Origin of the sequence: Aeromicrobium jepli, from assembly GCF_047246605.1 — a bacterium.
Classification (GTDB): domain Bacteria; phylum Actinomycetota; class Actinomycetes; order Propionibacteriales; family Nocardioidaceae; genus Aeromicrobium.
In genome coordinates, this window is sequence record NZ_JBFOKO010000001.1 from 16,969 (window position 1) to 41,684 (window position 24,716).

26 protein-coding genes are annotated in these 24,716 nt (G+C 71.1%); 16 read left to right on the forward strand and 10 right to left on the reverse strand.

Going from position 1 to position 24,716, the window contains the following annotated elements; translation table 11 throughout:
- Positions 1-12: 12 nt before the first annotated feature.
- The 7 genes from AB3M81_RS00075 to AB3M81_RS00105 all read left to right on the forward strand — a co-directional run bounded on the left by AB3M81_RS00075 (position 13) and on the right by AB3M81_RS00105 (position 6,382).
- Positions 13-771 (forward strand): SDR family oxidoreductase, encoded by a 759-nt coding sequence (locus AB3M81_RS00075; protein ID WP_412901862.1) that lies wholly within the window; start codon positions 13-15, stop codon positions 769-771.
- A gap of 115 nt (positions 772-886) precedes the next feature.
- Positions 887-2,395 carry a long-chain-fatty-acid--CoA ligase gene (locus AB3M81_RS00080; protein ID WP_412901863.1) on the forward strand — a complete coding sequence of 503 codons (1,509 nt, stop codon included), beginning with the start codon at positions 887-889 and terminating at the stop codon, positions 2,393-2,395.
- Positions 2,392-3,201, forward strand: a complete 810-nt coding sequence (locus AB3M81_RS00085) for an SDR family oxidoreductase (protein WP_412901864.1) — start codon at positions 2,392-2,394, stop codon at positions 3,199-3,201. The genes AB3M81_RS00080 and AB3M81_RS00085 overlap by 4 nt, the downstream gene beginning before the upstream one ends.
- Positions 3,198-3,872, forward strand: a complete 675-nt coding sequence (locus tag AB3M81_RS00090; protein WP_412901865.1) for an HAD-IA family hydrolase — start codon at positions 3,198-3,200, stop codon at positions 3,870-3,872. The genes AB3M81_RS00085 and AB3M81_RS00090 overlap by 4 nt, the downstream gene beginning before the upstream one ends.
- On the forward strand, positions 3,872-4,621 hold the full coding sequence (locus tag AB3M81_RS00095) for an SDR family oxidoreductase (protein WP_412901866.1): 750 nt from the start codon (positions 3,872-3,874) through the stop codon (positions 4,619-4,621). Before AB3M81_RS00090 ends, AB3M81_RS00095 begins: the two co-directional genes overlap by 1 nt.
- Entirely contained in the window at positions 4,618-5,649 is a 1,032-nt protein-coding gene (locus AB3M81_RS00100) for a phosphotransferase family protein (protein ID WP_412901867.1), read from the forward strand. Before AB3M81_RS00095 ends, AB3M81_RS00100 begins: the two co-directional genes overlap by 4 nt.
- 46 nt (positions 5,650-5,695) lie before the next feature.
- Complete coding sequence (locus AB3M81_RS00105; RefSeq protein ID WP_412901868.1) at positions 5,696-6,382, forward strand: TetR/AcrR family transcriptional regulator; 687 nt, start codon at positions 5,696-5,698, stop codon at positions 6,380-6,382.
- Positions 6,383-6,385: 3 nt separating this feature from the next.
- Here AB3M81_RS00105 and AB3M81_RS00110 read toward each other — a convergent pair whose 3' ends face one another.
- Genes AB3M81_RS00110 through AB3M81_RS00120 form a run of 3 tightly spaced genes read right to left on the reverse strand, consistent with a single transcriptional unit; the run spans position 6,386 to position 8,570 of the window.
- Positions 6,386-7,084: a nitroreductase gene (locus AB3M81_RS00110; RefSeq protein ID WP_412901869.1), complete on the reverse strand. Its 699-nt coding sequence runs from the start codon at positions 7,082-7,084 to the stop codon at positions 6,386-6,388.
- Positions 7,085-7,086: 2 nt separating this feature from the next.
- Positions 7,087-8,088, reverse strand: a complete 1,002-nt coding sequence (locus tag AB3M81_RS00115) for an NADP-dependent oxidoreductase (protein ID WP_412901870.1) — start codon at positions 8,086-8,088, stop codon at positions 7,087-7,089.
- A complete protein-coding gene (locus AB3M81_RS00120) occupies positions 8,085-8,570 on the reverse strand; it encodes a MaoC family dehydratase (protein ID WP_412901871.1) in 486 nt (161 codons plus the stop codon). Before AB3M81_RS00120 ends, AB3M81_RS00115 begins: the two co-directional genes overlap by 4 nt.
- A gap of 100 nt (positions 8,571-8,670) precedes the next feature.
- On the opposite strand from AB3M81_RS00120, the gene AB3M81_RS00125 reads away from it, so the two are divergent.
- On the forward strand, positions 8,671-9,627 hold the full coding sequence (locus AB3M81_RS00125) for a phosphotriesterase family protein (RefSeq protein ID WP_412901872.1): 957 nt from the start codon (positions 8,671-8,673) through the stop codon (positions 9,625-9,627).
- Between the two features lie 223 nt (positions 9,628-9,850).
- Positions 9,851-11,188 carry a DEAD/DEAH box helicase gene (locus tag AB3M81_RS00130; RefSeq protein WP_412901873.1) on the forward strand — a complete coding sequence of 446 codons (1,338 nt, stop codon included), beginning with the start codon at positions 9,851-9,853 and terminating at the stop codon, positions 11,186-11,188.
- 18 nt (positions 11,189-11,206) lie between these two features.
- On the opposite strand, the gene AB3M81_RS00135 is transcribed toward AB3M81_RS00130, so the two are convergent.
- Positions 11,207-12,013, reverse strand: a complete 807-nt coding sequence (locus AB3M81_RS00135) for an alpha/beta fold hydrolase (protein WP_412901874.1) — start codon at positions 12,011-12,013, stop codon at positions 11,207-11,209.
- 221 nt (positions 12,014-12,234) lie between these two features.
- Between AB3M81_RS00135 and AB3M81_RS00140 the strand changes: the two genes are divergently transcribed.
- Positions 12,235-13,095, forward strand: a complete 861-nt coding sequence (locus AB3M81_RS00140) for an alpha/beta hydrolase family protein (protein WP_412901875.1) — start codon at positions 12,235-12,237, stop codon at positions 13,093-13,095.
- Positions 13,096-13,737: 642 nt separating this feature from the next.
- Here AB3M81_RS00140 and AB3M81_RS00145 read toward each other — a convergent pair.
- The 4 genes from AB3M81_RS00145 to AB3M81_RS00160 form a co-directional block, all read right to left on the reverse strand.
- On the reverse strand, positions 13,738-14,010 hold the full coding sequence (locus AB3M81_RS00145) for a DUF7218 family protein (protein WP_412901876.1): 273 nt from the start codon (positions 14,008-14,010) through the stop codon (positions 13,738-13,740).
- Positions 14,011-14,046: 36 nt separating this feature from the next.
- Positions 14,047-15,030, reverse strand: coding sequence for a homoserine O-acetyltransferase MetX (gene metX / locus AB3M81_RS00150; RefSeq protein ID WP_412901877.1), 984 nt, complete (start codon positions 15,028-15,030; stop codon positions 14,047-14,049).
- Positions 15,027-16,316, reverse strand: coding sequence for a bifunctional o-acetylhomoserine/o-acetylserine sulfhydrylase (locus AB3M81_RS00155; protein WP_412901878.1), 1,290 nt, complete (start codon positions 16,314-16,316; stop codon positions 15,027-15,029). The genes metX and AB3M81_RS00155 overlap by 4 nt, the downstream gene beginning before the upstream one ends.
- Before the next feature lie 90 nt (positions 16,317-16,406).
- A complete protein-coding gene (locus tag AB3M81_RS00160; protein WP_412901879.1) occupies positions 16,407-17,729 on the reverse strand; it encodes an ATP-dependent 6-phosphofructokinase in 1,323 nt (440 codons plus the stop codon).
- Between the two features lie 200 nt (positions 17,730-17,929).
- On the opposite strand from AB3M81_RS00160, the gene AB3M81_RS00165 reads away from it, so the two are divergent.
- The 4 genes from AB3M81_RS00165 (at position 17,930) to AB3M81_RS00180 (ending at position 21,354) form a co-directional block, all read left to right on the forward strand.
- Complete coding sequence (locus AB3M81_RS00165) at positions 17,930-18,871, forward strand: alpha/beta hydrolase (RefSeq protein WP_412901880.1); 942 nt, start codon at positions 17,930-17,932, stop codon at positions 18,869-18,871.
- 178 nt (positions 18,872-19,049) lie between these two features.
- Positions 19,050-19,652 carry a TetR/AcrR family transcriptional regulator gene (locus tag AB3M81_RS00170; protein WP_412901881.1) on the forward strand — a complete coding sequence of 201 codons (603 nt, stop codon included), beginning with the start codon at positions 19,050-19,052 and terminating at the stop codon, positions 19,650-19,652.
- A complete protein-coding gene (locus tag AB3M81_RS00175; RefSeq protein ID WP_412901882.1) occupies positions 19,649-20,452 on the forward strand; it encodes a TIGR03084 family metal-binding protein in 804 nt (267 codons plus the stop codon). The genes AB3M81_RS00170 and AB3M81_RS00175 overlap by 4 nt, the downstream gene beginning before the upstream one ends.
- Before the next feature lie 143 nt (positions 20,453-20,595).
- The gene (locus AB3M81_RS00180) at positions 20,596-21,354 is read left to right on the forward strand and encodes a hypothetical protein (protein ID WP_412901883.1); all 759 of its coding nucleotides are present in this window, start codon (positions 20,596-20,598) and stop codon (positions 21,352-21,354) included.
- Between the two features lie 15 nt (positions 21,355-21,369).
- Here AB3M81_RS00180 and AB3M81_RS00185 read toward each other — a convergent pair whose 3' ends face one another.
- Positions 21,370-22,059 (reverse strand): hypothetical protein, encoded by a 690-nt coding sequence (locus AB3M81_RS00185; protein ID WP_412901884.1) that lies wholly within the window; start codon positions 22,057-22,059, stop codon positions 21,370-21,372.
- Positions 22,060-22,184: 125 nt separating this feature from the next.
- Between AB3M81_RS00185 and AB3M81_RS00190 the strand changes: the two genes are divergently transcribed.
- On the forward strand, positions 22,185-22,655 hold the full coding sequence (locus AB3M81_RS00190; RefSeq protein WP_412901885.1) for a MaoC family dehydratase: 471 nt from the start codon (positions 22,185-22,187) through the stop codon (positions 22,653-22,655).
- A 5-nt stretch (positions 22,656-22,660) separates the two neighbouring features.
- A complete protein-coding gene (locus AB3M81_RS00195; protein WP_412901886.1) occupies positions 22,661-23,887 on the forward strand; it encodes an MFS transporter in 1,227 nt (408 codons plus the stop codon).
- A gap of 6 nt (positions 23,888-23,893) precedes the next feature.
- Here AB3M81_RS00195 and AB3M81_RS00200 read toward each other — a convergent pair whose 3' ends face one another.
- On the reverse strand, positions 23,894-24,553 hold the full coding sequence (locus AB3M81_RS00200; protein ID WP_412901887.1) for a GntR family transcriptional regulator: 660 nt from the start codon (positions 24,551-24,553) through the stop codon (positions 23,894-23,896).
- Positions 24,554-24,716: the final 163 nt, after the last annotated feature.

The following is a 24,716-nucleotide window of genomic DNA, read 5'->3' on the forward strand; positions in this document are numbered from 1 at the left end:
ACGAGGAGCCGCATGCGACGCAACACCCTGATCACCGGCGCCAGCTCCGGCCTGGGAGCGGGCATGGCCCGTCACCTGGCCGCGTCCGGCCACCATCTCGCGATCACGGCCCGCCGGGTCGAGCGCCTCGAGGCGCTGCGCGACGAGCTGGTCGCCGCGCATCCCGGCATCCGGGTCTCGGTGCACGCCCTCGACGTGAACGACGACGAGGCCGTGTTCCGTGTCTTCGGCGAGGCGGCGGCCGAGCTGGGCGGCCTCGACCGCGTGGTCGTCAACGCGGGCCTGGGCAAGGGCGGTCGCATCGGCACCGGCAAGTTCGCCGCGAACCGCGAGACCGCGATGACGAACTTCGTCGCGGTGCTGGCGCAGTGCGAGGCCGCGATGGAGCACTTCTACGAGCGCCGGGCCGGGCACCTGGTCGTGATCTCGTCGATGTCCGCCATGCGCGGCATGCCGTCGTCGATGACGACCTACGCGGCGACGAAGGCGGGCGTGGCGCACCTCGCCGAGGGAATCCGGTCGGACCTGATCGGCCGCAAGGGGCACGACATCAAGGTCACGACGCTCTACCCGGGCTACATCGCCAGCGAGATGAACGAGCAGGTCGAGCAGGAGCAGCGGCTCATGGTCGACACCGAGACCGGCACCGCCGCGATGGTGAAGTACATCGAGAAGGAGGTCGTCGACGCCGCCGTCCCCGCATGGCCGTGGGCGCCGATCGGCCAGGTCATGAAGCACGCCCCGCTCTCGGTGGTGCGCAAGCTCGTCTGAGCGGCCTCAGCGGCCAACGATGGCGGCGAGGACCGGACCGGGCATTGAACCTGAGCGCAGGTTCAATTAGGGTGGTGACGCAGGTCACCTCCATTCCTCGGAAAGGCGCCACCACATGGTCAACATCGCCACGGATGTCTGGGCGAACGCCGAGACCGATCCCGATCGGCTCGCGATCCGCTCGCCCCGCACGATCACGTACGGCGAGCTCCGCCGCACGAACCAGCAGGTCGCCGGGGCCATCCGGGCCGCCGGCATCGCGCCGCTGGATCGCGTGCTGTTCATCGCGCCGACCATCCCCGAGTTCCCCGAGGTCTACTACGGCCTGCACGCGGCCGGCGTCACCGTCATCACGATGAACACGATGTCGACGGCGCCCGAGATCGACTACGTGCTCGAGGACTCCGGGGCGTCCCTGGTGATCGCGTGGCACGAGAACGCCGCGAACGCCGAGCAGGCCGCCGCCGAGCGCAACGTGCCGTTCTGGCGGATCGAGCCGGGCTTCTCGTTCGACGCGGAGCCGCTGACGCAGCCGCACGAGCACGACCGCCTCGACACCGCGCTGATCCTCTACACCTCGGGCACGACCGGCCGGCCCAAGGGCGCCGAGCTGACGGCCGCCAACCTGGTCGACACGGTCGCCTCCTTCAAGCCCGTGCTCGAGCTGACCGAGGACGACCGGTTCGGCACGGCGCTGCCCCTCTTCCACGTCTACGGCCAGTGCGTCTGCATGAACACGGCCCTCTCGCTGGGCTCGTCGTTCTCGACCGTCCACCCGTTCAGCCCCAAGGCGATGCTCGACGTGATGGTGCAGGACCGCCTCACGTCGATGGCGGGCGTGCCGACGATGTGGAACGCCATGCTGCACGTCGAGGGCGACTACACGCCCGAGGACTTCTCGGCCCTGCGGATGGCCAGCTCGGGTGGCGCCTCGCTCCCCGTCGAGGTCATGCGCGCGTTCAAGGAGCGGTTCGACTGCGCGATCCTCGAGGGCTACGGCCTGACCGAGACGGTCGGCGCGGCCACCTTCAACGACATCAACCGCGAGCAGAAGACCGGCACCGTCGGCCCGCCGCTGCCGGGGACCGTGGTCGAGATCCGCGACGGCGAGGGCAACGTCCTCGGCCCGAACGAGGCCGGTGAGGTCTTCGTCAAGGGGCCCACCGTCATGAAGGGCTACTGGAACCGCCCCGACGCCACGGCCGCCGACCTGCGCGACGGCTGGCTCAAGACGGGCGACATCGGCATGCTCGACGAGGACGGCTACCTCAGCATCGTCGACCGCGTGAAGGACCTGATCATCCGCGGCGGCTACAACGTCTACCCGCGCGAGGTCGAGGAGGTGCTGTACGAGCACCCCGAGATCGTCGAGGTCGCGGTCGTGGGCGTCCCCGACCCGCACTACGGCGAGGAGATCGCCGCGGTCACGGTGCTCGAGCCCGGCTCGGACGCCACTCCCGAGAGCATCCGCGCGTGGGCCAAGGAGCGCCTGTCGGCGTACAAGGTCCCGCACCTGTTCGCCTTCGTCGACGCGCTGCCCAAGGGCGCCACCGGCAAGATCCTCAAGCGGGCGATCGACCGGGACGAGCTGCGCTCGCTCGCTGCCGAGGGGGTCCGCGCATGAAGCTCGACGGAAGCGTCGCGATCGTCACGGGCGCCGGCGGCGGCATCGGCGCCGCCCTGTGCCGCCGGTTCGTCGAGCACGGTGCGCGCGTCGTCGCGACCGACCTCGACGAGGGCCGGCTCAAGGCCGAGGTCGACGCGATCGCCGCGGACCACCCGGGCGCGATCGCGGGCCTGGCCGGCGACTGCGCCGACACCGACCACATCCGCGCCACGATCGAGCTGGCCGAGTCGTCCTTCGGGCCGGTCGACCTGTACGTCGCCAACGCCGGCGTCGGCCTGGGCGACGGCCTGGACGCCACGCCGCGCGACTGGCAGGTCTCGATCGACGTGAACCTCATGGCCCACGTGCGCGCGGCCGAGCTGCTCGTGCCGGGTTGGCTCGAGCGCGGCAGCGGCCACTTCCTGTCGACGGCGTCGGCCGCCGGTCTGCTCACGCAGATCGGCTCGGCGACCTACTCGGTCACGAAGCACGCGGCCGTGGCGTTCGCCGAGTGGCTGTCGGTCACGTACGGCGCGCGCGGCATCGGCGTCAGCTGCCTGTGCCCGATGGGCGTCAACACCGCGATGCTCAACGGCGGCGCGGAGTCCGACAGCGCGATCGCGCGCCAGGGCGCGAAGGCGGTCACCCAGGCCGGCCTGGTGCTGGAGCCGCTCGAGGTCGCCGACCTCGTCGTCGAGAAGCTCGGCACCGACGAGTTCCTGATCCTGCCGCACCCGGACGTGCTGGAGTTCTTCCGCCGCAAGTCCTCGGACTACGACCGCTGGCTGCGGGGCATGCGGCGCTACCAGGAGACGCTCGCGTGACCGTGGTGGCGCCCGCCGAGCAGCCCGAGGCCGTGCTGTTCGACTTCGGCGGCGTCCTCACCAGCAGCGTCCTCGACGGGTTCTCCGACTTCAGCGAGTCGATCAGCGGCGACCGCCGGCTCGTGCTCGGCCTGTTCAGCCGGGACGAGGAGGCCAAGCGCCTGCTCGTCGAGCACGAGGAGGGCCGGCTCGACCACGACGGCTTCGAGGCCGGCTTCGCGGCCAGCCTCGCCGCCGCGGGCGTGACGGTCGAGACGGACGGCCTCATCGGACGGATGCAGGCGCACCTGCGTCCCGATCACGACATGCTCGCCCTGCTGCAGGCCGTCCGCGACGCGGGCTTCCGCGTCGGCCTGGTCTCGAACTCGCTCGGCCGCGACTGCTACGCGGGGTTCGACCTCGACGCGCTGTTCGACGCGAAGGCGATCTCGGGCATCGAGGGCGTCCGCAAGCCGTCGCGCCGGCTCTACGAGATCGCCTGTGAGCGTCTCGGCGTCCCGACGACGCGGGCCGTCATGGTCGACGACCTCGCCCAGAACATCACCGCGGCGGAGCGGCTCGGCATGGGCGGCATCGTCCACACCGACGCGGCCTCCACCGCCCGCGCCGTCGGCGGACTGCTGGGCCTCGACCCGGCCGTCCTTCACCCGCTCGCACCCCAGGAGATCTGATGGACCTCGGACTGACCGGCCGGACCGCCGTCGTGACGGGCGCCTCGCGTGGCATCGGCCTCGCGATCGCCCGGACGCTGCGCGACGAGGGCGCCAACGTCGTGCTGACCGCGCGCAAGCAGGAGGACGCGCAGGCCGCGGCCGACACGATCGGCGACGGTGCGATCGGCATCGGCGCGCACGTCAGCGACGAGGACGCGGCGCAGGCCTGCCTGGAGCGGACGCTCGAGGAGTTCGGCAGCATCGACGTCCTGGTGAACAACGCCGGGACGAACCCGGCCTGGGGCTCGCTCGTGAAGCAGGAGAAGTCGCGCTTCATGAAGACGCTCGACGTGAACCTGTGGGGCCCGGCGATGTGGACCCAGATCGCGCACGACCTCTGGATGGGCGAGCACGGCGGCTCGGTCGTGCACACGGCCTCGCTCGGCGGCTTCGTCGTCGGCCGCGACCTCGCGGTCTACCACGCGTCGAAGGCGGCCCTGGTCCACCTGACGCGCCACCAGGCGCAGGAGCTGGGCCCGCGGATCCGGGTCAACGCGATCGCCCCCGGCGTGGTCCGCACGCGCCTGGCCGAGGAGCTGTGGAAGGAGCACGAGGAGGCCGTCGCCGACACGACGCCGCTGGCCCGCATCGGCGAGCCCGAGGACATCGGCCCGGCCGTCGCGTTCCTGGCCGGCTCCGCCGCCTCGTGGATCACCGGCGAGACGCTCGTGATCGACGGCGGCCAGCGATGGGGGACCGGGCGATGACCGTCGCGCTCGACCTCGCCACCCTGGCCACCTGGCTGCGCGACCGGGGCGTCGAGATCGACGGCGAGCTCACCGGGACGCGCGTCGGCCGGGGCCAGTCCAACCTCACGTACCGGCTCGAGGACGAGGCCAAGCGCTCGTGGATCGCGCGCCGCCCGCCGCTCGGCGAACTGCTGGCCTCGGCGCACGACGTCGTCCGCGAGGCCCGCATCCTGGCCGCGCTGCAGGGCACCGAGGTGCCGGTGCCGCGGCTCGTCGGGGTCTGCGAGGACCCCGCGGTCGCCGACGTCCCGGTGGTCGTGATGGAGCACGTCGACGGCATCGTGCTCGACCGGATGGAGGTGGCCGAGTCCCTCGACCCCGCCGTCCGCCGTGAGCTCGGGCTGAACCTCGCGCGCACGCTCGCGCACATCCACGCCGTCGACGTCGACGCGGTCGGCCTGGGCGACCTGGCCTCGCGCTCGCCGTACGCCGAGCGCCAGCTCAAGCGCTGGTCCCGCCAGTTCGAGGCGAGCCGCACGCAGGAGCGGCCCGACCTCGACGAGCTCACCGAGCTGTTGCGGGCCAACGTGCCGCCGCCGGGCGACCTGTCGCTCGTGCACGGCGACTTCCACATCCGCAACGTGATCGTCGACGGCGAGCGCGGCGGCCTCAACGCCGTGCTCGACTGGGAGCTGTCCACGCTCGGCGACCCCCTCGCCGACATCGGCAGCACGCTCGCGTACTGGCCGCAGGCCGGCGAGGCGGCGAGCGGCCTGTTCGCCGCGTCGACCCTGCCCGGCTTCCCGACGCGTGACGAGCTGGCGGGGGAGTACCTCGAGGCCTCGGGCCGCGACGGCGAGGCGCTGGCGTTCTGGCACACGCTGGGCGTCTGGAAGATCGCGATCATCAGCGAGGGCGTCTACCGGCGCACGCTCGACAACCCGGCCAACACGGCCGAGGGCGGCGCGCCGACGCCGGAGCGGATCCAGACCGTGATCGACCACGCCTGGCACATCGCCCGCACGACAGGGCTCGCCGGACGGTGAGAGAACCGCGCGAGGCAGGCTACCGGGCAGTAAGGTCGGACGCGCCATGAGCGAACCCGACCTGCAGGACCAGCGCGACCTCCCGACCCTCGTGGACCCGTCCAAGCTCCGCGAGATGCCCACGACCGCCCGGGGCGTGCGCACGCGCGAGGCCCTCGTCGCGGCCGCGCGCCGCGTCTTCGAGCGCGACGGCTTCATCAACTCGCGGCTGACGGACATCACCGCCGAGGCCAAGTGCTCGATCGGCTCGTTCTACACGTACTTCGAGAGCAAGGACGAGATCTTCGCGGCCGTCATGCAGGCTGCGCAGGACGACATGCTGCACCCGGGCCTGCCGCGCGTGGACTCCGACCCCAGCAACGTCGCGGCGATCCTGGACGCCAGCAACCGGGCGTACGTCGAGGCCTACAAGCGCAACGCGAAGCTCAACCTGCTGCTGGAGCAGGTCGCCACGATCGATCCCGAGTTCCGCAAGCTGCGCGTCGCGCGCGGCGCTGCGTTCGCCGAGCGCAACGCCCGCTGGATCAAGCGACTGCAGGACGAGGGCTACGCCGATCCCGAGCTCGACCCCTACATGACGGCGCGCGCCCTCTCGCCGATGCTGGGCCGCATGGCGTACCACGCGTTCGCGCTCGAGGACGACAGCCTGGACGAGGACGCGATCGTCGCCACGGCCACGGTCGTGTGGATGAACGCCCTGGGCATCCCCAAGGACGGCACGAAGCGCGCCTGAGCGCTACTCGAACCCCACGAACCGCGCGACGTCGTCGACCGACTCGCGCGCGGACCGCACGTGGTTCGCGGCGAAGTCCTCGTCGGGCCAGCCCATCGCCACGGCCGTGAAGATGACGTGGTCGTCCGGGATCTGCGCCTCGCGGCGGACCACGGCGCCCTGCATGATGCCCTGGCTGTTGATGACCGTGCCCAGCCCGCGGGACCACGCCGAGAGCACGAGCGCGTGCACGACGGCCCCGAGGTCGAAGTGCGCGATGGGCGCGATCGGCTCGAGGCTGCGGTCGTGGGCGATCACGATCGACACGGGTGCGTCGAACTGGCGGAAGCCCCGCATCGTCCAGTCGAGCCGGCGCTGCTGGTCATGGCGCTCGATCCCCATGGCGGCGAACAGCCGCTTGGCGATGTCGACCTGCCTCTCGCGGTGCACGCCCTCGTAGCGCTCCGACACGACCACGTCACGCTGCACGGGCGCGCCGCTGAGCATGAGCCGCGTGTTCTCCTCGCGGATGCGGTCGAGCACGTCGCCGGTGAGCACGTGGAACTTCCACGGCTGGGTGTTCATCGACGAGGGCGCGAGGACCGCGTCCGCGAGGACCTCGCGGATCAGGTCCGCGGGCACCGGATCGGGCCGGTACCCGCGGACGCTGCGGCGTCCACGCAGGAGCTCGCCCAGGGGCGCGTCGACACCGGGAGCCTGCATCGTCAGGCGATCTTCAGGACGAGCTTGCCGGTGTTGCGGCCCTCGAACAGGCCCAGCAGGGTCTTGCCGAAATCCTCGACGCCGCCCTCGACGATCGTCTCGCGCGCGACGAGGCGGCCCGACTGGATGAGCTCGGACATGTCGGCGATCGCGGCCGCGTCCTTGTCCGGGTAGTCGAAGACCAGGAAGCCCTGCATCTTCGCGCGGAACACGAGCAGCGACATGTAGCGGCTCGGCCCGGGGGCCAGCTTCTCGTCGTTGTACGTCGAGATCGCGCCGCAGATGATGACGCGGGCGCCGCGACGCAGGTTCGCCAGCGCGGCGTCGAGGATGTCGCCGCCGACGTTGTCGAAGTAGATGTCGATGCCCTTCGGGGCGATCTCGCGCAGCCGCTTGAGCACGTTCTCGCTCTTGTAGTCGATGACCTCGTCGAAGCCGATCTCCTTGAGCCAGGCGCACTTCTCCGGGCCGCCGGCGACGCCGATGACCGTGCAGCCCTTCGCCTTGGCCAGCTGGCCGGCGACGCTGCCGACCGCACCCGCGGCGGCGGAGATGAGGACGGTGTCGCCCTCCTTCATCTCGCCGACCTCGTGCAGGCCGTGGTACGCCGTGAGGCCGGGCATGCCGAGGGCGCCGAGCCACGTGGCGGGACCGGCGACGGAGGTGTCGATCTTCTGGACGCCGGTGCCGTCGGTGATGACGTACTCGGTGACCCCGAGGGTGCCGGTGACGGCGTCACCGACCGCGAAGTCGGGGTGGTTCGACTCGACGACCGTGCCGGTGACGGCGGCTCGCATGACCTCGCCGATCTGCACGGGCGGCAGGTACGAGCGGACGTCGTTGAGCCAGCCGCGCATGGCCGGGTCGAGGGAGATGTGGTCGACCTTGACGAGGAGCTCGCCGTCGGCGGGCGCGGGGAGGTCGACCTCCTCGGTCGCCCACGTGCTGTCGTCGGGGAGTCCGGAGGGACGCTGGGCCAGGGTGATGCGCTTGGTGGTGGTCACGCTTCACGACCGTACTCGGTGAACCTGCCGATGGACTCGGCCACGCAGACGGGCTTGGGCAGGCCCTCGCCCTCGAAGACCTGCGTCGTGACGATCTGCGCCGAGCCGTTGCCGTCGGGCGTGACCTTCGTGATCGTGGCGCGCATGCGCACCTTCGAGTTCACCAGGCGCGGGTGGGGGAAGCGGACCTTGTCGTAGCCGTAGTTCAGGCTGTGCGCGAAGCCGTCGAACGCCATGAGCTCCTCCATGAAGGCGGGGCCGAGCGAGAGGGTCAGCAGGCCGTGGCTGATCGTCGTGCCGAACGGGCCGGCGGCCGAGCGCTCCTCGTCGACGTGGATCCACTGGTGGTCGCCGGTGACGTCGGCGAACGTGTTGATGTCGGCCTGGCTGAGCGTGTGCCACTCGGTGGGCCCGAGCTCCTGGCCCTCGAGGGCGATCAGCTCGTCGATCGTGGTCGGTCGGACGCGTGACGTGGTGGTCATGGAACCCCTTCGGAAGAATGTATTGAATCCGATCTCAAATTCAGTATGGTGATCCTAGGCTGTGACCGGCAGCACATTCAAGAGAGCACCAGGAGGGCGCATGGCGACCGTGCAGACCGTGAAGGGTCCCGTCGACAGCAGTGAGCTGGGTCGGACGCTCGTCCATGAGCACGTGTTCGTGCTGGGCGAGGAGTTCCGGCTGAACTACGAGGACTGGGACGAGGAGCAGAAGGTCGCCGATGCGGTGCGTGACCTGAACGACCTCAAGGCGGCCGGGATCGACACGATCTTCGATCCGACGGTGCTGGGCCTGGGCCGGTACATCCCGCGGATCCAGAAGGTCGCGGCGCAGACGGACCTGAACATCGTGGTCGCCACCGGGCTGTACACGTACAACGACATCCCGCACCAGTTCGAGCACCGTGGCCCGGGGCTGTTGTTCGACCAGCCCGAGCCGCTGGTGGAGATGTTCGTCAAGGACATCACCGAGGGCATCGCCGACACAGGGGTGAAGGCGGCGTTCCTCAAGTGCGTGATCGAGGAGCCGGGCCTGACCCCGGGCGTGGAGCGGGTCATGCGCGCGGTCGGCCAGACCAGCTCGCAGACCGGCGCGCCGGTGACGGTCCACACGAACCCGCACACCCGCTCGGGCCTGGTCGCGCTGAAGGTCCTGGGTGAGGAGGGTGTGGCGCCGGAGAAGATCGTGCTGGGTCACTCCGGTGACTCCGACGACGTGGACTACCTGACCGAGCTGGCCGAGAAGGGCGGCCTGTTGGGCATGGATCGTTTCGGGCTGGACGTGTACCTGTCGACCGAGAAGCGGGTCGACACGATCGTGGAGCTGGTGCGGCGTGGCTACGTCGACAAGATCACCCTCGCGCACGACGCGTCGTGCTACATCGACTACTTCGACCCGAAGCAGAAGGCGGAGATCCAGCCGAACTGGAACTTCCGTCACATCCCCGACGACGTGGTCCCGATGCTGCTGGACAAGGGCGTCAGCGAGGACGACGTGGACACGATGCTGGTGAAGAACCCGCGCCGCTACTTCGAGTGATCCTCCCACTCGAGACGCGAGGGCCCCGGCAGCGCCGCCGGGGCCCTCGTGTGTCCGGGGTGGGCGGACTCACCCCGCCGCGGCTTGGCCCGGGTGGGGTACCGACTGTTAGGCTGACAGGACGCGAACGCGCCGAGACCGAAGCGCTGTTTCCCGGCCCGACGATGATGCGCCCTCTTCGCGCTCCCTGGCACGCGGGCACCCCGCTTAGTGATGAGATTCTGTGACCCTGCTTGAACGCAGCACTGTGCTGCCCACGTTCGACGCTCTTTCCCTTCCCGACTCCCTGGTGCGCAAGCTCGCCCAGCAGGAGATCGTCCACCCCAGCCCCATCCAGGAGGCCGTGATCCCCGCGGCCCTCGCCGGCCGTAACGTCCTGGGCCGCGCCCGTACCGGCTCGGGCAAGACCCTCGCGTTCGGCCTGCCCGTCCTGGCCGCGCTCGCCGGCCGCACGAGCCGTCCCAAGGCGCCGCGCGCGCTGATCCTGCTGCCCACGCGTGAGCTGGCGACCCAGGTGCACACCGCCCTGATGCCGCTCGCGCAGAAGGTCGGCCTGAAGCACACCACCGTCTACGGCGGCGTGCCGATCAACAAGCAGATCAACGTCCTCAAGGGCCAGATCGACATCGTCGTCGCGACCCCCGGCCGCCTGATCGACCTGCTCGACCGCCGCTGCCTGACGCTCGACGACATCGAGATCACCGTCCTCGACGAGGCCGACCACCTGTGCGACCTGGGCTTCTTCAAGCCGATCGACAAGATCCTGTCGATGACGCCCCCGCAAAGCCAGCGGCTGCTGCTCTCGGCCACCCTCGACGGCGACGTCGACAAGCTGGTCAAGCGTCACCTGCCCGACCACCGCCTGTTCGAGGTCGACCAGGTCGAGGACCAGGTCGAGACGATGGAGCACCACGTGCTCGTCACGGCCCCGACCGAGAAGACGGCCACGGCGCTGGAGCTGCTGCGCGCCAACCCGCGCAGCATCGTGTTCACCCGCACCCGCCGCGGCGCCACGCGACTGGCCCGCCAGCTGACCCAGAAGGGCCTCGAGGCGGTCGACATGCACGGCGACCTCTCGCAGCGGAACCGCGAGCGGAACCTCGCCCGGTTCACGCGCGGCGAGGCCTCGGTCATCGTCGCCACGGACGTCGCCGCGCGTGGCATCCACGTCGACGGCATCGGCCTGGTCGTGCACTACGACGCCCCCGCCGAGCACAAGGCGTACATGCACCGCTCGGGCCGCACGGCGCGCGCCGGCGAGTCGGGCTCGGTCGTCACGATGACCACGCCCGAGTCGCTCCGCGACGTCATGGCGCTGCAGCGCAAGGCCGGCGTCACCGCCCGGCACCACCACGTCGCCACGGCGCCCTCGCCCATGACGGCGGCGGCGCTGTCGACCTCGGGCACCGAGGCCCCGGCCGAGCCGGCCGGTGGCCAGCGCCAGGCGCGCTCCGGTGGTGGGCGCGGTCAGGGCGGCCGCCCGCAGGGCTCCGGTCGTCCCTCGGGCAACCGGAACCGCAACCGCCGTGGTGGTTCGCGCCCCTCGGCGCGCACCAGCTGATCCGACCGCGGCGGCGCGTCAGGCCGGGGCCACCTCCGCGAGGTGACGCTCCAGCACCGCGTTGACCGCCTCCGGGTTCTCGAGGGCGTGCACGTGCCCGGTGTTCTCCATGACGACGAGCTCGGCATGGGGGACGCCGGCGACGATCTGCTCGGACTTCTCCGGCGGGTACGTCGCGTCCTCGGTCCCGGCGACGACGACGAGCGGCACCCGGATGTCGCCGAGCTCGTCGAGCACGCCGGGCCGGTGCGCGATGTTCCACGCGGCGTCGGCGGTCTCGGGCCCGCGGCTCAGCAGCAGCTCCCGGACGCCCTTCAGCACCTCGGCGCGTGACGGGTCGGTCAGCGTGGTGGTGCCCATCATGAACTGCAGGACCCCCTCGAGCACCGGCTCCATGCCGTGCGCGGCGAGGACCTCGATGAGGGCGTCCATCTGGTCGGCCTGCTCCTCGACGTCGGCCGACGTGCCCATCACGACGACCGACCGCAGGAGGTCGCCGTGGCGGGCGGCCAGGCGCAGGCCGATGAACCCGCCCATCGAGTTGCCGACGAACACGACGGGCGCGAGGCCGAGCGCCTCGATGAGCGCCACGACGTCGGCCGTGTGCGTGTCGTAGTCGAGCTGCTCCCGCGGTGCGCGGGCGCTGCGGCCCTGGCCACGGTGGTCGTAGCGGACGACGCGGTAGCGGTCCGCGAACCGGTCGGCCTGGGCCTGGAACATCCGCGCGTCGAAGAACATCGAGGGGCTCATCAGCAGGGCCGGCGCGTCGCGCGGTCCCTCGTCCTCGTAGTACAGCGTGGTGCCGTTGACGTCGATCGTGGGCATGGGGGACTCCCGTCGCAACTGAAATTGAACTCACCTTAGCAAGATGTGACGCGGCTCACATCCACCTCTTGACAGGCTCCCGGGCGGTCCCGCATGGTGGGTCCACAAACTATGTGCACTGCCTGTGCAGATACCTTGGATCGGCCCGTCATCGGGGGGCAAGCAGCGTGTTTGGACGAGCTCGTCCCGCGGTTCGATCCTGACCGTCGAAGGAGACGAGCATGAAACTGTCCAGACTGATCGCGATGGCGTTCGCCGGCGCGGCCCTGACCGCGGGCACGGCGATCCAGCCGGTCGTCGCGGCCGAGAACCCTTACGAGCGCGGCCCGGCCCCGACGAACAGCAGCATCGAGGCCACGCGCGGTCCGTACGCCGTCAGCACCAAGACGATCTCGTCGCTGGCCGCGCGCGGGTTCGGTGGCGGCACGATCTACTACCCGTCCACGACCGCCGACGGCACGTTCGGCGTCGTGGCGATCTCGCCCGGCTACACGGCCGCGCAGTCCACGATCCAGTGGCTCGGCCCGCGCATCGCGTCGCAGGGCTTCGTCGTCATCACGATCGACACGAACACCCGGCTCGACCAGCCGGCGTCGCGTGGCGACCAGCTGCTGGCGGCGCTCGACCAGACGATCGCCGACACCACGGTCCGGTCTCGCGTGGACGCGTCGCGCCAGGCGGTGATGGGCCACTCGATGGGCGGCGGCGGCACGCTGGAGGCCGCGAAGGACCGCCGCTCGCTCGAGGCCACCATCGGCCTCACGCCGTGGAACCTCGACAAGACGTGGCCCGAGGTCGAGGCGGCCTCGCTCGTGATCGGCGCCCAGAACGACACGGTCGCGCCGGTCTCGTCGCACTCGATCCCGTTCTACAGCTCGCTGTCGAACGCGGAGCGCCGCTCGTACCTCGAGCTGCGCGGCGCCAGCCACTTCGCGCCGAACACGAGCAACACGACGATCGCAAAGTACTCGATCGCCTGGCTCAAGCGGTACGTCGACAACGACACCCGCTACGAGCAGTTCATCAGCCCCGGGCCGAGCCCCTCGCTGCTGAACGGCATCTCGGACTACCGGATCGACTGACCCCCCGGAGTGGGCAGTGGCCCCTCGCCCCGTGGGCGGGGGGCCACTGCCGTTCGCGATACGGTCGCCGGGTGTCCACGCCCGATGCCCTCCCGGTCCGTCCCGCCACGGGAGACGAGCTCGCCCGCCTCGCCGGCGTCCTGGCAGACGCCTTCGCCGACTACCCGTGGACCCGCTGGACGGTCCCCGGCGACGACGCGCGGCGCCGCCTCGCCGAGCTCCAGCTGCTCTACCTCGACCACGCCCTTGCCCACGGTGGGCGGATCTGGACCACGCCGGACCTCGACGTCGTGGCCGTGCTGATCCCGGCGGCGATCCCCGATCCGTCCGAGGCGACGTTCGGCCGCGTCGTCGCGCTGCACGGTGACGGCTGGCAGCGGGTCGTGGAGCACGAGGAGACCGTCGCGGCACGGCGTCCGTCCGCGGACTGGGTGCTGGCGACCGTCGGCGTCGCGCCCGCCCGCCACGGAAGGGGCCTGGGCTCGGCCGTCCTGCGCACCGCGCTGGCCGACCCTGGGCACGGAGAGCGTCCTGCTCGAGACGTCCTCGCCGGCCAACGTGCGGCTCTACGAGCGACTCGGGTTCCACGTCGCCGAGCACGTGCGCGGCGCGGGTCCCGACGTGTGGATCATGCTGCGCTGATCAGGAGTTGCGCAGCATGTCGATCAGCTCGGACTTCTTCTTGCTCGAGTAGCCGGACAGGCCGATCTCCTTGGCGCGCTTGCGCAGGTCGTCGACGGTCCAGTCCTCGTACGAGCCCGACTCGCCGCCGCGCTTGCCGACGGTCTTCTTCCCGTCGCGGGCCGCGGCGTTCGAGATCCGGGCCGCCTTGGACTTGGACGCGCCGTCCTCGCGCAGCTCCTCGTACATGTCCGGGTTCTTGATGCTCGACGGAGCCTTCTTCTTCGGGGCCATGGCTCCACGACACCACGAGCCGCCGCGGTCCGCGACTCAGCGCGACAGCAGGTCGCGGGCGAGCGCGCCCACCTGGTCGTGCTCGATGAGGAAGCCGTCGTGACCGTGCGGCGAGTGCACCACGGCCAACGGGTCGGCGTTCGGGATGAGGTCGGCGAGCTCCTGCTGCTGGTACGGCGGGTACAACCGGTCGGAGTCGATCGCCGCCACGACCGTCCGCGCGGTGACCCGCGCGAGCGCGGCCTCGACGCCGCCGCGGTCGCGGCCGACGTCGTGGCTGTTCATCGCGTCGCCGAGCGTCACGTACGACCAGGCGTCGAACCGCTTGAGCAGCTTCTCGCCGTGGTGCTGCAGGTACGAGGTCACGGCGAAGCGCCCGTCCGGCTGCACCTCGCGCCCGAACCGCTCGGCCAGCTCGGCCTCGCTGCGGTACGTGGTGTGGGCGATGCGGCGGGCGAGCTCGAGTCCGGCCTCGGGCCCGGCCGCGCGGATGATGTCGGCCTGCGTGGTGGTCCACGCGATCTGCTCGGCCGAGGCGTACGCCGACGAGGCGAGCAGGAACAGCCGCTCGACCCGCTCGGAGTGCATGATCGCCCACTCCACGGCGCGCATCCCGCCGGCCGAGCCGCCGATGACGGCGTGCCAGCGGTCGATGCCGAGGTGGTCGGCCAGCATCGCCTCGGCGGCGACCTGGTCGCGCACCGTGACGGCGGGGAAGCGGCTGCCCCACACCCGGCCGTCCGGTGCCTCGGAGGCGGGGCCCGTGGTGCCCTTGCAGCCGCCGAGGATGTTCGCCGCGACGACGAAGAAGCGGTCGGTGTCGACCCCCAGGCCGGGGCCGACGACGCGGTTCCACCAGCCGTCGGGCCCGGCGACGAGCGAGTCGCCGGTCAGGGCGTGCAGGACGAGGACGGCGTTGTCGCCGGTGAACTCCCCCCACGTGTCGTACGCGACCTCCAGACGCGGGAGGACCTCACCCCCTTCGAGGGTGAGGTCTCCCAGCGGCTGGATCGTGGTCACTTGGCGGCTCGGAACCCGGCGTCCAAGTCGGCGAGGATGTCGTCGATGCCCTCGAGGCCGATCGCCAGGCGGACCAGGCCCGGGGTGACGCCGGTGGCGGCGTGCTCCTCGGGCGTGCCCTGCGAGTGCGTCGTGCTGGCGGGGTGGATCGCCAGCGAGCGGACGTCGCCGATGTTGGCGACGTGGCTGAACAGCTCGAGCGCGTCGATGAAGCGGCGGCCGGCGTCGACGCCGCCGGGCAGCTCGAACGTCAGGATCGCGCCGGAGCCGCGCGGCGTGTACTTGTCCGCGAGCTCCTTGTAGGGGTTGCCGTCGAGCGATGCCCACGTGACCTTGGCGACGTCCTCGCGCGCCTGCAGCCACTCGGCGACCTTGCGCGTGTTCTCGACGTGACGCTCGATGCGCAGGCTCAGCGTCTCCAGGCCCTGCGCCAGCAGGAACGCGTTGAACGGGGCGACGGCGGGACCGACGTTGCGCAGGTACTGGACGCGCAGCTTCGTGATGAACGCGGCCGGGCCGAGGGCCTCGGCGAACACGAGGCCGTGGTAGCTCGCGTCGGGCTGCGTGAAGCCGGGGAACTTGTCGCCGTGGGCGCCGTAGTCGAACGTGCCGCCGTCGATGACGACACCGGCGATCGCGGTGCCGTGGCCGCCGATGTACTTCGTGGCCGAGTGGATGACGGTGTCGGCGCCGTGCTTGAGCGGGTTGAGCAGGTACGGCGTGGCGACGGTGTTGTCGACGATGAACGGGACGCCGACCTCCTTCGCGACGGCGCTGATGGCCTCGAGGTCGAGGATGTCGCCCTTGGGGTTGCCGATCGTCTCGCCGAAGAACGCCTTGGTGTTCTCGCGCGAGGCGGTGCGCCACGCGTCGGGGTTGTTGCCGTCCTCGACGAACGTCACCTCGATGCCGAGCTTCGGGAACGTGTGGCGCAGCAGCGAGTCCGTGCCGCCGTAGAGGCTCGCGGAGGCGACGATGTGGTCGCCGGCCTCGGCGACGTTGGTCAGCGCACCCGTCGTGGCGGCCTGGCCCGAGGCGACCAGCAGCGCGCCGACGCCGCCCTCCAGCGCGGCGAGGCGCTCCTCGACGACGCCCTGCGTGGGGTTCATGATGCGCGTGTAGATGTTGCCCGGCTCGGCCAGGCCGAACAGGTCGGCGGCGTGCTGGGTGTCGCGGAACTGGTACGAGGTGGTCTGGTAGATCGGCAGTGCCCGCGCGCCCGTGGTGGGGTCGGGCGTCTGGCCGGCGTGGATCTGCTTGGTCTCGAACGACCAGTTCTCGCTCATACGTGCTCCTTCGACGGGGTGACTCTCACGAGCGTCCCATCGTTCACACCAGGTGGACGGCCGTCTCAGGATCCGGACGTGGCCGTCCGGTCAGGACATGGAGAACGGCTGCGCCGTCGACTCCTGCACCGACAGCCACAGGTCGCCGTCGGGGTTCACCCGCTGCTGGTTGCGCACGACGACCGAGATCGGCACGTGCGCGAAGCGGTGGCGCGGGCGGCCGATGACCATGTCGGTGCGGCCGGCCATCGCGGCGTGCACGGCCGCCTGCGCGAGGCGCGTGCAGTAGACCGAGTCCGCGGGGTCCGCCGGCACCGAGCGGATCATGTAGCCGGGGTCGAAGTAGCGCAGCGTGAGCGGCTCGTCGTGGTCCTTGAAGTCGCGCGCGATCTGGGCGCGCAGGAAGCCGGCGAAGTCGCCCAGCACGGTGTTGCCGCTGGCGTCGGTGCGGCGGCTGGCGGGGATGAGGTCCTGGCCCGCGCCCTCGGCCAGCACGATGACGGCGCTGCCGCGCTCCTTCACGCGCTTGCGCAGCGTGGCCAGCAGGCCGTTCTCGCCCTGCAGGCTGAACGGCACCTCGGGGATCAGCACGAAGTCGGCCTCGTGGTTGGCCAGCGCGGCGTAGCAGGCGATGAAGCCGGCGTGACGGCCCATGACCTTGACGACGCCGACCCCGCCGATGGCCGCCTCGACCTCGACGCGGGCGCCCTTGATGGACTCGGCCGCCTTCGCGTACGCGGTCTGGAAGCCGAAGCTGGTGCCGATCAGCGGGATGTCGTTGTCGATCGTCTTGGGCACGCCGACCACCGCGATGGGCAGGTTCCGCGCGAGGGTCTCCTCGGCGATCGCGTGGGCGCCGCGCATCGAGCCGTCGCCGCCGATCACGAACAGGATGTCGATCTCGCGGTGGACCAGGTTGTCGACGATCTGCGGGATGCTCTGGCTGCCGCGCGAGGAGCCCAGGATCGTGCCGCCGCGGTCGGTGATCGTCTCGACCACCGAGGGGGTGAGGTGGATCGGGTCCGGCGCCTTGCCCGGGACGAGGCCCGCGTAGCCATTCTTGAAGCCGGTGACGTCGGTGACGCCGTAGTGCTCGAACAGCTCCAGGACGAGGGCGCGGATCACGTCGTTGAGGCCGGGGCACAGGCCGCCGCACGTCACGATGCCGACCTTCGTGTTCGCGGGGTCGAAGAAGATCTTGCGCCGCGGGCCACCCGGCTCGAAGGAGGGGACCTCGCTCAGTGGGATGTCCCCGCGCGAGGCCAGCAGCGAGACCGTGTCGTCCACGAGGACGCGGTCGGTCTCGGCGACGTAGTACGCGTTCGTCTGACGGTTGGCGACGTAGTCGGCCAGCGGCGAGTCGTAGGTGCACTCGCCGAGGGTGCGAACCTGCAGCTCCTCGAGTGTCAGCACGCTCTCAGGCTAGCGGAGCGCGGTGCCGGGTGTCCCGCGCGTCAAGGGGCGGATGACCGCAGCCGACCTAGACTGGCTCCGTGCCCAGGAGTGCGCATTCCGGCCGGAAACGCGGTCGGCAGATGAGGTCGGTCCATGCGACCGCCACGTTCCACGACGCTCCGTCGCCCCGCGCGCGCCTCGTCGGGCGCGGTGCCCGCATGACGATCAAGCCCCTGCTGAGCCTGGCGCCCGTGGACGAGCGGACGATGCGGCGCATCCAGCGGTGGGCCGGTCGCGTGGCCCGGCCGGGCTCGGACGACGTCGAGGTCGAGGTCGGCGAGATCGGCGGCGTGCCGGGCGAGATCCTCACGCCCGTGGACGGTCCGGCCTCGGGACTGACGCTGCTCTACCTGCACGGCGGCGGCTTCTTCACCGGCAGCATCGCGACGTACCGCGCCCTGCTCGAGGCGTTCGTGCGGGCGACGGGCGGGACGGTGTGCGCCGTCGACTACCGCCAGCTGCCCGAGCACTCGGTGGCCGAGTCCGTCCAGGATGCGATCAGCGCGTACGCGGACGTGCTCGACCGGGCCGTCGACCCCGACAAGGTGGTCGTGGCGGGCGACTCGGCGGGCGGCTACCTGACGATGAAGGTCGCCGAGCTGGCCACGCTGCGGGGCCTGCGCTCGCCGGCGGCGCTCATCGGATTCTCGCCGCTGCTGAGCCTGCACCCGGACCGTCCCGACGAGAACGTCATGCGGATCGACGCCGTGCACGAGGCCGTGCTGCCGGTCCGCCGCATCGCCGCCCTGCGTGCGCTGTGGCTGCCCGACGGCGCCGAGATCGAGGGCAGTCCCGACCCGCTGCGCGCCACCGAGCACATCGACTCGCCCACGCACCTGGTGGCCGTCGAGGACGAGTTCCTGCGCCCCGAGGTCGAGGCGCTCGCGCTGCTGCTCGAGGATCGCGGCGTCGAGGTCGACGTGCACCTGTGGCGCGGTCAGGTGCACGCGTTCCCGCTGCTCGCGGGCCGGCTGCCGGACGCCGACCTCGCGATCGAGCTCGCGGCGGAGTTCGCGCTGCGGCACGTGGGCGAGTCGCCCGCCGTCGAGGTCGAGGACGCGTCCGCGCGGACCGAGCCGCTGGACGGCGAGCTCGCGTGACGGTTTCCCCGGTTAAGTAGGTTACCTGTCACTTCGCGTGGGTCGCTTTCCACGCGAAGTGAGGGTTTCCCCGCTTAACCGGGGAAACTTCGCCCGCCGGCCGACGGACCTCCACGCACGAGGAGCGCAAGAAACCAACAGACTTGACTGTTTCTTTCGCCGCGGTCATGCTGTCCGGGTGACGGACACCCCCACCCGCACGCCGCAGCCGGAGCGCACGCGGCTCATGCGCCAGCGCCTCATGGAGGCGACGGTCGAGTCGATCGTCGAGGTCGGCTGGGCCGGCACGTCGACCACCGTGGTCAGCCAGCGCGCCGGGGTCAGCCGGGGCGCGCAGCTGCACCACTTCCCGAGCAAGCACGACCTCGTGGTCGGTGCCGTCGAGTACGTCGCCGAGCGCCGCCGCGAGGAGCTCGAGGTCGACACCTCGTCGCTGCCGCAGGAGGGCCGCACGCGCGCCGTGCTGGAGCTGCTCGCCGGCCAGTTCACCTCGCCGGTCTTCGTCGCCGCGCTCGAGCTGTGGGTGGCGGCCCGCACCGACCCGGACCTGCTCGAGAAGGTCGCGCCGCTGGAGCGCCGTGTCGGCCGCGATGCGCACGCGCAGGCCGTCGCCCTGCTCGAGGTCGACGAGTCGCGCGGCGCGAACCGCCAGCTCGTGCAGGCGACCCTCGATCTCCTGCGCGGCCTCGGGCTCGCGGCGACCCTCTCCGACGACTCCACCCGCCGGGCCTCGATCCTCGACGCCTGGGCCGACACCCTCGACCGGGAGCTGGAACGATGAGCACACTCGACACCGTCCTCGACGACCTCGCCGCCGAGTCGGCGCAGCTGGACACGTGGGTCGCCACCCTGACGCCCGACCAGTGGACCACCGTCACGACGCCCGAGGGCTGGACGGTGGCGCACCAGATCGCGCACCTGCACTGGACCGACGTGACGTCCACGTACGCGATCAACGACAAGGAGGCCTTCGACGCCCTGATCGTGGCGGCGTTGGAGAACCCCGAGGGCTACATCGACCAGGCCACCGACGAGCTGGCACAGGAGCCCCCGGAGGCGCTGCTGCCGGCGTGGCGCCAGGGCCGAACGAGCCTCGTCGAGGCGCTGCGGTCGGTGCCGGACGGCACCAAGGTCCCGTGGTTCGGCCCGCCGATGAGCCCGGTGTCGATGGTCACGGCGCGCCTCATGGAGACGTGGGCGCACGGCCACGACGTCGCCGAGGCGCTCGGCATCTCGGTGCCGCGGACCGACCGGGCCAGGCACGTGTGCCACATCGGCGTGCGGACCTTCGCGTTCACGCACCAGATGCGCGGCGAGGAGGTCCCTGACGTGCAGGTCCGCGTCGAGCTGACGGCGCCCTCGGGCGAGCTGTGGACGTGGGGCCCCGAGGATGCCGCCGAGCGGGTGACCGGCGACGGCTGGGACTTCGCGCTGCTGGCCACGCGCCGGCGCCACCGGTCGGATGTCGACGTCCACGCCGAGGGCGCGGCCGCCGACCACTGGCTCGACATCGTCCAGGCCTTCGCCGGCCTGCCCGGCAACGACCCGAAGCCGCTCGCCGAGCGCACCCCGCTGACCTGAGCGACGCACGACGATGCATCTGGGTACCTGAGCGGGGACAGATGCATCATCGTTCGTCCCTCCCGGGACGCCAGGGGGACGCATCTCGCGGACCGCAGGTCCGAGCGGTTTCCGTCCCGCGGTGGCGGCCCTAGCCTGAGGTCATGTCCCTCACGGACCCGGTGCTGCCGACGTGGGCGCGGATCGCCGGCGCCCTGCTCGGCCTCGGCGTGCTGGTGGCCGGGGGCGTCGCCGTGTTCGAGACGGACAACGAGCTCGGCGCGACGGCCCTCGTCGCCGCCGGGGTCGCGATCGCGGGCGTGTCGGTGTTCGGCAACCGGATCGAGGCGCTCGAGGCCGGTGGGGTGCGGGTCGAGCTCGAGCGGCAGGCGATGACGGCTCGCCGCCAGGCGCGCCGGGCCCGCGCCGCCGGTCGCACCGAGCGCGCTGAGGCGCTCGAGCGCAAGGCCGAGGGCCTGCTCGCCGCCGCGACCATGGTCGGCTCGCGCTACGAGGACCTGCGCTCGACCGAGCCCTCCGGCTGGGAGCGCACCTCGCGGATGGAGGGCCTGCTGAGGGAGGCCCGCGCCCTCGACACCGACGTGCTCGGACCCTCCGACGTCGCGCAGATCTTCATGCGCGGCAGCGACGGCGGCCGCATCGCGGCCCTCGCGCTGGCCGAGGCCGACCCGCGCCTGGCGACGGTGGGCATGCTGATCAGCGCCGTCAACGAGAGCCGGTCGAGCTTCGAGCAGTACCACGGCCTGCTGGCGGCCGAGGCCGCGCTGCCGCACCTCGACGACGAGGACCGCCACCGGCTGGGCGCGGTCGTCGACGCCCTGCTCGCCGGCCCGCTGGGCCAGCGCTCCTCGGACCGGCGCACGGTCGCGCGGCGCATCCTCGACCGGCTCAGTCACTCCTGACGCAGGCTGCCAGGGCTAGTTCGCCGCCTTGATCTTGGTGACCGCGGTGCGAGCCACGGTCTCGAGATCCTCCGCCGGGAGGCGCTTCTTGATGCCGGCCGACGCGAGCAGCATGAGGTTCTGGTCGACGCGGACCACGATGAGCGGGGCGACGACCCTGATCCCGGCCGAACGGGCGCTCAGGCGCAGGGCGACCGTGTCGTCGCCGAGCGACGGGAACGCCATCGGCGAGACCTTGAACGTGACCTTCGTCCCGTCGTCGCCCGTCTCGGTGAACGAGTCGCACGTCTCGAACGCCGTGCGGAAGGCCTTCACCGACTTCTTCGCCTCGTTGCCCTCGAACGAGGTGATGGATTGGAGGAGGAACGGGCCCCGCTTGCTCTTGCGGAACGTCGCCTCACCCTCGCCGACCGGCGTGGCCCCGGAGTCGTCGTCCGCCTCCATGGCCGCCACTAGTAGGTCACACTCGGGGCTGTCGGAGCTCGTCTTCGAGTCGTCCCCGTCGTCGCTTCCGTCCGGGTCGACGGACCAGCCCGCGGGAAGGTCGTCGACCGTGAGGAGGGCGTCGTCGATGTCCGCGTAGGTCAGCGGGCCGGCGAGGATTCGCTCGACGAAGCCGGTCTTGCCGGCAGTGTTCGAGTCGCTGGCGCAGCCGGTGAGCAGGAGGGCGGACGCAGCCGCGAGGGCGAGGAGCGAACGCTTCATGGTCCGGATCCTAGGAGCCGGGACCGGAGTTTGGTCCACGGTCGAGGAGAAAGACGGGACATCACGCCGTGCCCGGAGGGCGAGGCCTCGTGCTAGAGTCCGAATCGTATACAAAAAAGTATCAGATGGAGGAGAGTCCCATGCGCGTGTTCTCGGGTCCCGAGGAGCTCAAGGCAGCGGTCGGCGAGGAGATCGGCGTCAGCGACTGGCTCGAGATCACCCAGGAGCGCGTGAATCTCTTCGCCGAGGCGACCGGCGACCACCAGTGGATCCACGTCGACCCCGAGCGCGCGGCCGAGGGCCCGTTCGGCACGACGATCGCGCACGGCTACCTCACGCTCAGCCTCATGGTGCCGTTCATGCTGCAGGTCTACCGCGTCGAGAACCGCAAGCACGCGGTCAACTACGGCCTGAACAAGGTCCGCTTCACCTCGCCGGTGCCCGTCGGCTCGCGCCTGCGCGGCCGCCTGACGCTCGCGAGCGCCGAGGAGGTCAAGGGCGGCGGGCTGCAGCTGACGTGGGCCGCGACGATCGAGCGCGAGGGCGAGGAGCGCCCCGCCTGCATCGCCGAGAACATCACGCGCGTGTACTTCTGAGCGGCGTGAGCACCACGCCGCCACCCCGCTCGACCTGGGGCCTGCTGGCCGACCGCCGGTTCGGTCCGTTCGTCCTGGGCAAGGGCCTGGCCTTCACGGGCGTGTGGATCCACCACGTCGTCACGGCGGTGCTGGCGTGGCAGTTCACTCACTCGGCCGTGTGGGTCGCGGCGGTCAGCGTCGTCCACTTCATCCCGCAGGTCGTGCTGGCGCCGGTCATCGGGCCGCTGTCCGATCGCTCGAGCCGAGGGCGACTCGTGGCCTACGGTCGGCTGTTCTGCATCGCGGGCACCGGAGGCCTCGGTCTGTGGCTCTGGCTCGCAGGCGCCGAGCGCACCGGGATCACCGGCGTCCTCCTCTTCTCCCTGGTCGCGGGCATCGGCTTCGCCGTCAGTGGTCCGGCGATGCAGGCGATGGTGTCCGACCTGGTGCACCCGAACGAGGTCGGCCGGGCGGTCGCGATCGATACGATGCCCACGATGTTCGGCCGGGCCGCGGGGCCCGCGATCGGTGCGGTCCTGGCCGCCGCGTTCGGCCCGGCGCCCGCGCTGGGGGTGGCGGCCTGTGGGCACGTCGTGTTCGGCATCGTCTCGGTCCTCATCGCGCGCGGCGACGGGCCGATCGCGGCCACGAGTGCCGGGGGCAGCTTCCGTGCGGGTCTGGGCTACATCCGCCGCAACCCCGTCGTCGCGATGCTGCTGCTGGGCGTCACCGCCGTGGGCCTGGGCGCCGATCCTGTGGTCACGCTGGCCCCCGCGATCGCGCACGACCTCGGCGTCTCCGAGGCGTTCGTCGGCTACATCGGCTCGGCGTTCGGCGTCGGGGCGCTGGTGGGCAGCGGCGTCTCCACGGTCTTCAACGGCGGACTGCGCGTGCAGAGCGCACCCGCGATCGGTCTGACGGGTCTGGCGCTGGGCTCGCTCGCGGTGCCGCTCCTGGATTCGGCGACCTCGGTGTGCGTGGCGTTCTTCCTCGCCGGCATCGGCTTCACGGTGGCGTTCTCGGGCTGCACGGCGATGCTGCACCACGTGGTCCCCGCCGACATGCGTGGCCGGGTGATGTCGTTGTGGGTGATCGCGTTCATGGGGTCGCGCCCCCTGGCGTCGGTGCTCAACGGCGTCGTCGCCGACACGCTGGGCGCGGACTGGGCCATGGTGATGATGGCCGTGATCGTCGGCGCCATCGCGGTCAGCTCGCTGCCGGTGGTGCTGCGCCGCCTGACGCGCGACTGACCGGAGTCAGCGAGGGCGCGACCAGCCGAGGCGCTGCGTGAGCAGGTTCTCGGTGGAGCCGCGGTGCTCGTCGGAGACCTTGATGAGGGCCTCGTTGTCCTGCGCGCGCACGGCCTCGATGATGCGGCCGTGGTCCTCGCAGACCCGCAGCTGGGTGTCGGCCTGCTGGATGTAGAGCGAGCGGTAGAAGCTGGACATGTACCAGAGCCGGCGGATCTCCTCGCGCACCAGCTTCAGCGGGCTGGGGTCGAAGATCAGGAAGTGGAAGTCGAAGTTCACCGACTGCCACTCGTCGGGTTCGGTGGCGGCGCTGAGCGTGCGGAGGTGTTCGTTCAGGCGCTGCAGCTCATCGACGTCGACGACCGAGAGGTCGACCGTGCGGACGACCTCGGTCTCCAAAAGTCGGCGCATGAGGTAGATCTCGGCGAGGTCCTCGCCGCTGAAGCGCGCTACCGTGAATCCCGTGTTGGGCCTGTAGTCGAGCACGCCCTCGGCCTGCAGGGTCGACAGTGCCTCGCGCACGGGGATGCGGCTGACGTCGAGTTGGGCCGCGATCTCGCCCTGGTGCACCTTCTGGCCGGGCAGGAGGGTGCCGGAGATGATCATCTGCCGGATCTCGGTCAGGCAGCGCTGCACTCCCGTCGCGGTCGGGGTGGTCTTCGCCATCGGAACGGCCTCTCAGCAGGTAGGTCGGTCGGTGGTCGGTGCATTCCGAAGCGTATACATGGCCTCGGGACACCTTCCCATACGCAAGGATATACATTCTTGCATGTCATTACGCATTCATGGTTGAATGCCTAGCGTGTGGTCCAAGCCACACCCCGAGACG